The organism is Pseudomonas sp. TE6288 (assembly GCF_054062095.1).
Window position 1 is genome coordinate 292,750 of sequence record NZ_JBSSEW010000004.1, and the last position, 7,367, is coordinate 300,116.

A 7,367-nucleotide genomic window follows, 5' to 3' on the forward strand; every position below is an offset into this window, starting at 1 on the left:
GCCCTCCCGGAAAAAGGTACACAAATACCCTACTGCAATCTCGACCATGAACGCGCACGGATTGCTGCATGCCCCGCCCAAAAACCGCCGTTTCATGCAATTGCCATTGAAAGCCGCTCGTGACAGGCGCATCATTCGACAAATATTTGGCCTTCATGGAAGATGCCGCTCATAAAAGTCATTTTATTGACTTTGCGCCGCCAGACGCCTGACAGGTCGTGATTCCCTTGCATTGCGCTGCCCACAGCGCACCGATTCGAGGTTGTGACTATGAGCGTTCTGATCCCCTGCATCATCGCTGGCGGCGCCGGCACCCGATTGTGGCCGGTCTCGCGTGAAGCGATGCCCAAGCCCTTCATGCGCCTGCCCGACGGCATGAGCCTGCTGCAGAAGACCTTCAGCCGCGCCAGCAGCCTGCCTGGGGTCGAGCGGGTGCTCACGGTGACCAACCGCGAAGTGGTGTTCCGCACCCAGGACGAATATCGCCAGGTCGGTGCAGCACGCGTGGCCCTCGATTTCATTCTCGAACCCCTGGGTCGCAACACCGCCCCTGCCATTACCGCCGCTGCACTGCACTGCGCCCGCCTGCACGGCGAAGACAGCCTGCTGCTGGTGCTGCCCGCCGACCATTTGATTCAAGACCAGGGCGCTTTCGAGGCGGCCGTCGGGCAGGCCCTGGCACTGGCCGGACAAGGTTGGCTGACCACCTTCGGCCTGCAACCGACCCGTGCCGAAACGGGTTTCGGCTATATCGAGCAGGGCCAGCCGATCACTGACGGCGGCTACCAGGTCGCCCGCTTCGTCGAAAAGCCCGACGCCGACACCGCCCAGGGCTACCTCGACGGTGGTCGGCACCTGTGGAACGCTGGCATGTTCTGCCTGCGCGTCGGCACCGTGCTGCAGGAGCTGCAAGTCCATGCCCCCGAGGTCCTGCGCAGCGTGGCCGACTGCCTGGAACAGAGCCAGGTCAAGGAGGGCACGGGCGGCCGTCAGGTGGAACTCGACCCCGACCGCTTCGCCCTGGTGCCGGATATATCCATCGACTATGCCCTCATGGAACCGGCCGCCCAGGTGGCCGTGGTGCCATGCGACATCGGCTGGAGCGACATCGGCTGCTGGGAAGCGGTACGTGAGCTGCGCCCGGCCGACGGCCAGGGCAACCACTGCAACGGCGAAACCGTGCTGCATGACGTGAGCAACTGCTACATCGACTCGCCACGGCGCCTGGTCGGCGCGGTCGGCCTGGACAACCTGATCGTCATCGACACCCCCGACGCCCTGCTGATCGCCGATGCCGCGCGCAGCCAGGAAGTCAAGGTGATCGCCCAGCAGCTCAAGCGCCAGGGCCATGACGCCTACCGCCTGCACCGCACCGTGACCCGCCCCTGGGGCCTGTACACGGTGCTCGAGGAAGGGCCACGGTTCAAGATCAAGCGCATCATGGTCCGCCCTGGCGAATCGCTGTCGCTGCAGATGCACCATCATCGCAGCGAGCACTGGATCGTGGTCAGCGGCATGGCCTGCGTGACCAATGGCCAGGAGGAGTTCCTGCTGGACACCAACGAGTCCACCTTCATCAAGCCCGGGCGCAGCCACCGCCTGACCAACCCCGGGGTCATCGACCTGGTGATGATCGAGGTGCAGAGCGGCGAATACCTGGGCGAAGACGACATCGTACGCTTTACTGATATCTATGGACGCGCCCCGGCGGCAGCAGCACCTGCCTGACTGCCAGAGGGCGCGTTTTTGCCATCCAGGGCCGACACCCGGCCAACCGCGAGGATTCGGGCTCATGCGCATACTCTGGACCCTGCCCTACCTGCCCTGGCCCACCACCAGCGGCAGCAAGACCCGGCAATACCACCTGCTGCGCGCCCTGGCGCAGCATGGCCACCGGATTACCTTGCTGGTGCAGTCGAAGATCCCGTTGAGCGACACCGCGCGCGAAGCCCTGGAACCCCTGGTGGAACGCCTGATCGTGCTCCCCAGGCGGCCACTGAACAGCCCGCTGAACCTGCTCGCCTCACCCATCATCGACTACCCCATGCGGGCCATCATCAATGGCCTGGCACCTTGCCTGCGGCACCGCTTCGAGCAACTGCTGGACGAACCCTGGGATGTGATCCAGATCGAGCACAGCTACAGCTTCCAACCGTTCGAGAGGGCCCTGCAGGCCCGGGGCCTGCCCTACATGCTCAGCGAGCATTACCTGGAGTCGGTGATGGGCGCCGCCTGCCATGACCGCCTGCCATTGTGGTTGCGCCCGCTGAACGCCTTCGACCGCTGGCGCTATCGGCGCTGGGAGCAAAGGGTGCTGCGCCAGCCCACGGAAGTGGTGGCGGTCAGCGCCCAGGATGCCGAGCTGATCGGCCAGATCAGCGGCCGCCCGGTGAATGTGGTGGTCAATGGCGTGGACTGTGACCACTATCAGGACGTGCGCCCCACCCTGCACAGCCAGCGCCTGCTGTTCGTTGGCAATTTCGAGTACGGCGCCAACCTGGAGGCTATCGAGTGGGCGCTGGAGGAGATCCTGCCCCAGGTATGGATGAGCAACCCGGCGGTGCGCCTGGCCATTGCCGGGCACGCGTTGCCGGCCAGCTGGAAGCTGCACTGGAATGACCCGCGCATCGAATGGGTAGGTTACCGCCCCGACCTGCGCGAGCTGCAGCGTCGCTCGGCGCTGTTCTTCGCGCCGCTGCGCCATGCCGGTGGCTCCAAGGTGAAGATCCTCGAAGCCATGGCCGCCGGGCTACCGGTCATCACCACCAGCAAGGGCGCCTCGGGCCTGGCCATGAACAATGGCGAACACTACCTGGGCAGCGACGACAGCGGCCAGCTGGCGCTGCTGGTCACGCAACTGCTCAACCAGCCTTGGCGCATGTGCCAGCTCAGCGAGGCCGGGCGCCAGTTCGCCCGCCAGCGCCATGACTGGAGCGTTGCCGCCCAGCAGCTGGAGAACGTGCACATGCGCCTGACCCAGCTGGCGCCAGCAGGCGCAGGCGCCCCCGGCGGCGTGCTAGCCAAGTAGCTCGCTGAATGGGATGAATACCACGGGGTCCCCCTGCCGTGGCGTGCTGCCTTCAAGCACCTCCACCACCCCATCGGCCCAGGCCGCGCTGCGCAGCACACCGGAGCTCTGGTTCTTGTAGATGCGCACCCGGCCATCCTCGATGCGCGCGCGCAGGAATTCGCGCCGCGTACCGGCCTTGGGCCAATCGAAACCCGCCGGCACGCTGAAACGCAGCGGCGCGACATTGTGCACACCCAACCGCCGCAGCAGGTAGGGCCGCGCCAGCAGGCCGAAAGTGACCAACGTCGAGGCCGGGTTGCCCGGCAGGCCGATCACCGGTACCCCCTGGTAATGGCCGAAGGTCAGCGGTTTGCCCGGCTTGATCGCCAGCTTCCACAGCGCCAGTTCGCCCGCTTCGCGCAGGGCCAGGCCAAGGAAATCGGCCTCGCCCACCGACACACCACCGGTGGACAGGATCAGGTCGACATCGCCCAGCCCGGCCAGGCACTGGCGGGTGCGTTCGAGGTCGTCGGGCAGGATCCCGGCGTCCACCACCTCGCAGCCCAGGCGTTGCAGCCAACTGACCAGCAGGCGCCGGTTGCTGTTGTAGATCTGCCCGGGCCCCAGCGGCAGGCCCGGCTCGACCAGCTCGTCACCAGTCGACAGCACCGCCACCCGTGGCCGGCGCCGCACTTGCAGGGTGCCGAAACCCAGGGTCGCGGCCAGCCCGAGCTGGATCGGCCCCAACCGCGTGCCGGCGCTCATCACCTGTTCGCCAACACGGGTTTCCTGGCCTTTGGGGCGAACGTTCTGTGACAGTGCCAGGGGTTCGAGGAACCGTACCCGGCCATCCTCGAGCACTTCGGTGTTTTCCTGCATCTCAACGCAATCGGCGCCTTCGGGCAGCGGCGCGCCGGTGAAGATCCGTGCGCAGGTGCCCGGCTCCAGGGGCTGTGGCGCGTGGCCGGCGAAGATGCGCTGGGTCACCCGCAGCGGTTCGCCCTGCCAGTCGGCCAGGCACAGTGCGTAGCCGTCCATGGCGCTGTTGGGCCACGGCGGCAGGTCGAGGCCGGCCACCAGCTCATGGGCCAGGACGCGCCCTTCGGCTTCGGCCAGCGCGACGTGTTCGGTCTCGGCGATGGGCGCCTTGTCGGCCAGCGCCAGCAGGCGCTGCAAGGCCTCTTCCATCGGCATCAACGGCCGGGCTCCCTCAACCACGGCTGTCACAGGCCGCTGCCTGCTTCAGGTGCGGCACGAAGTTGCACGGCCGGTGGCGGGCATCCAGCTGCTCGGCGAGGATACCGTCCCAACCGGTGCGCACGGCATTGGTCGAGCCCGGCAGGCAGCAGACCAGGGTGCCGTTGGCAAGGCCTGCCAGGGCGCGGGACTGCACGGTGGAAGTGCCGATGTCGGCCACCGAGATCTGCCGGAACAGCTCGCCAAAGCCCTCGACCTGCTTGTCCAGCAGGCACGCCACGGCCTCCGGAGTGCTGTCGCGCCCGGTAAAGCCGGTGCCGCCGGTGATCAACACCACCTGCACCTGGTCATCGGCGATCCAGGTCGCGACCTGGGCGCGGATCTTGTACAGGTCATCCTTGAGCAGCACGCGCTCGGCCAGGCGGTGGCCGGCGGCGCTCAGGCGATCGACGAACAGCTGGCCGGAGGTATCGGTGTCGAAGGTACGGGTATCGCTGACCGTCAGCACGGCGATGTTCAGCGCTACAAAAGGGGTATCTGCCTTGGCTTTCATGGGAGTCCGTCGCAGGGGAACAGGGAATGTGCGCTGTTATATCACAGGCCACGGCGCCCAGACCGCGACGTTGTTCTTGGTCAATGCCAGCACGATGGCGCTATGCTGCACTGTGCAAGGAACTTGCGTGGACGCCCTGCGTCTTAATGACATCTAGCACCATCGCACTGGAGAAACACGATGATCCAACGGACCCTTCCCGCCTTCCTGCTTGCCCTGGGCCTGGGCGCCCTCGCCGGCTGCGCCTCGCCAACCGTCATCACCCTGAACGACGGCCGCGAGATCCAGGCGGTGGACACCCCTTCGTATGACGACGACTCCGGCTTCTACGAATTCGAACAGCTCGACGGCAAGCGCACGCGCATCAACAAAGACCAGATCCGTACCGTCAAGGAGCTGTGATCCAGCCCTGCGTTTTTGGCGCAACTCCTTTTTGCAACAAGGGGTTGCGTTGAAAAAATCGATGCAGTAGCATTTCGGACATCGGAGTGTAGCGCAGCCAGGTAGCGCGTCTCGTTCGGGACGAGAAGGCCGCAGGTTCGAATCCTGTCTCTCCGACCAAATCCTGCAAAAAACCCGCCTTGCGCGGGTTTTTTGTTGCCCGCGAAAAAGCCAGTCACTGGTGGGAGCAGGCCAGCCCGCCCCCACGCTTGTACGATTACTCCGGCAACACGGGCACATGCAGCAGCTGCAAACGCGCACTGCTCCATTCGCGGGTCTTGTTGGTCAACTCAAGATCATTGTTCAGCTTCTGGCCGTAGGTCGGCACGATTTCCTTGAGCTTGGCCTGCCACTCGGCGCTCTTGATCCGATCCTTGAAGGTCTTCTCCAGCACGCTCAGCATGATCGGCGCGGCGGTCGAGGCACCGGGCGAGGCACCCAGCAGCGCGGCGATGCTGCCATCCTCGGCGGCCACCACTTCGGTGCCGAACTGCAACACGCCACCGTGCACGGGGTCCTTCTTGATCACCTGCACGCGCTGACCGGCCTGGAGCAGCTGCCAGTCTTCGTTCTTGGCGTTGGGGAAGTACTCGCGCAGGGCCGCCATGCGGTCGTCGAAGCTGAGCATCAACTGGCCCATCAGGTAGGTGCTCAGGTCGATGTTGTCGATGCCGGCCTGCATCATCGGGCGGATATTGTGGGTGGTCAGCGAACTGAACATGTCCAGCAACGAGCCGTGCTTGAGGTACTTGGTGGAGAAGGTCGCGAACGGACCGAACAGCAGCACCTCCTTGCCATCGATCACCCGGGTGTCCAGGTGCGGCACCGACATCGGCGGCGCGCCGACCGAAGCCTTGCCGTATAACTTGGCCTTGTGGCGAGCGACCAGATCGGCGTTGTCGGTCATCAGGAACTGGCCACCGACCGGGAAGCCGGCATAGCCCTCGGCTTCCGGGATGCCGGACTTCTGCAGCAACTTTAGCGCGCCGCCACCGGCGCCGATGAAGACGAACTTGGCCTTGACCGCAGACTCCTTGCCACCTTTGGCCAGGTCGGCCACCACCACATTCCAGCTGCCGTCGTCGTTGCGCACGATATCGCGCACTTCATGGCCCAGGTGCAGTTGCACGTTCGGGTTGCGGGTCATGGCAGCAAACAGCTGGCGGGTGATCTCGCCGAAGTTCACGTCGGTACCGATGGCCATGCGGGTCGCGGCCACCTTCTGCCCGGGGTCGCGCCCCTCCATCACCAACGGCACCCACTGGCGGATCTGCTCGTGGTCCTCAGTGATCTCCATGCCGCGGAACAGCGAACTGTGCTGCAAAGCCTCGACGCGCTTGTGCAGGAAGGCGACGTTCTCGTCACCCCAGACAAAGCTCATGTGCGCCACGTTGTTGATGAACGATCGCGGGTTGCTCAGTACGCCCTGCTCGACCTGGTAGGCCCAGAACTGCTTGGACACCTCGAACTGTTCGTTGACGCTGACCGCCTTGCTGATATCGATGCTGCCGTCCTTGCCAACACTGGTGTAGTTCAGCTCGCAGAACGCCGAGTGGCCGGTGCCGGCGTTGTTCCAGGCGTTGGAACTCTCTTCGGCGACCTGGTCCATGCGCTCGTAGACGTCGACTTTCCAGTTCGGTTCCAGTTCGGTGAGGTAGGTCCCGAGGCTTGCGCTCATGATGCCGCCGCCGATCAGCAGGACATCGACGGACTTTTGCGGCTCCGCGGGCTTGGAGCAGCCGATGACACTCAGGCACAGGAGCGTCAGCAGGATTTTTTTCATTAGCTCAATCCAATTGAAGTGAAGGATTGGCAGTCGTTGCCCCCGGTGTGCACGCCCGGTTGTTGTTGTGGTTGGCAGGAGTTTCGCGAAATCGGGGCACGATCGCCTCGGGCCTTGGCCCGGGGCGCCGTAAAGCAGGGAGTGTGCCAGGTTGCTCTGGGCCAGTGGTTCAGGGCTGTCGCAACGGGATCTGTCGGGTTGGTGGCGGCAATCCGCCAGCTAAACAGGCGCTTTGCCTGGCAGGTTGGCGGAATTCCCCCTAAGGGCCGCTTCGCGCCCCATCGCCGGCAAGCCCGCGCCCCCCGCGGGGACAGATTGGGTGGGGGGGGCGCGGTGGCGGCGCGGGGGGGGGGACCCGGCCCGCCCAAACCCGCGGCGGGAGA

General features: G+C 65.2%; 6 protein-coding genes and 1 tRNA gene. 4 read left to right on the forward strand and 3 right to left on the reverse strand.

Going from position 1 to position 7,367, the window contains the following annotated elements:
* Window positions 1-270 precede the first annotated feature (270 nt).
* Both ACVWY1_RS06210 and ACVWY1_RS06215 read left to right on the forward strand, forming a co-directional pair.
* On the forward strand, window positions 271-1,728 hold the full coding sequence (locus tag ACVWY1_RS06210; protein WP_457377968.1) for a mannose-1-phosphate guanylyltransferase/mannose-6-phosphate isomerase: 1,458 nt from the start codon (window positions 271-273) through the stop codon (window positions 1,726-1,728).
* A gap of 64 nt (window positions 1,729-1,792) precedes the next feature.
* Window positions 1,793-3,028, forward strand: coding sequence for a glycosyltransferase family 4 protein (locus tag ACVWY1_RS06215; protein WP_139672417.1), 1,236 nt, complete (start codon window positions 1,793-1,795; stop codon window positions 3,026-3,028).
* Here the strand turns inward: ACVWY1_RS06215 and ACVWY1_RS06220 are convergent.
* Both ACVWY1_RS06220 and moaB read right to left on the reverse strand, forming a co-directional pair.
* Complete coding sequence (locus tag ACVWY1_RS06220) at window positions 3,017-4,237, reverse strand: molybdopterin molybdotransferase MoeA (protein ID WP_457377969.1); 1,221 nt, start codon at window positions 4,235-4,237, stop codon at window positions 3,017-3,019. The two genes, ACVWY1_RS06215 and ACVWY1_RS06220, sit on opposite strands and share 12 nt — an antisense overlap.
* The gene (moaB, locus tag ACVWY1_RS06225; RefSeq protein ID WP_046856412.1) at window positions 4,221-4,760 is read right to left on the reverse strand and encodes a molybdenum cofactor biosynthesis protein B; all 540 of its coding nucleotides are present in this window, start codon (window positions 4,758-4,760) and stop codon (window positions 4,221-4,223) included. The genes ACVWY1_RS06220 and moaB overlap by 17 nt, the downstream gene beginning before the upstream one ends.
* 180 nt (window positions 4,761-4,940) lie before the next feature.
* Here moaB and ACVWY1_RS06230 point away from each other — a divergent pair, with 180 nt between their 5' ends.
* Together ACVWY1_RS06230 and ACVWY1_RS06235 are read left to right on the forward strand one after the other, a co-directional pair.
* Window positions 4,941-5,162: a YgdI/YgdR family lipoprotein gene (locus ACVWY1_RS06230; RefSeq protein WP_023632528.1), complete on the forward strand. Its 222-nt coding sequence runs from the start codon at window positions 4,941-4,943 to the stop codon at window positions 5,160-5,162.
* Between the two features lie 82 nt (window positions 5,163-5,244).
* A tRNA-Pro gene (locus ACVWY1_RS06235) sits at window positions 5,245-5,321 on the forward strand.
* Window positions 5,322-5,418: 97 nt separating this feature from the next.
* Here ACVWY1_RS06235 and mqo read toward each other — a convergent pair.
* Entirely contained in the window at window positions 5,419-6,984 is a 1,566-nt protein-coding gene (mqo, locus tag ACVWY1_RS06240) for a malate dehydrogenase (quinone) (RefSeq protein WP_110698769.1), read from the reverse strand.
* Between the last annotated feature and the right edge of the window lie 383 nt (window positions 6,985-7,367).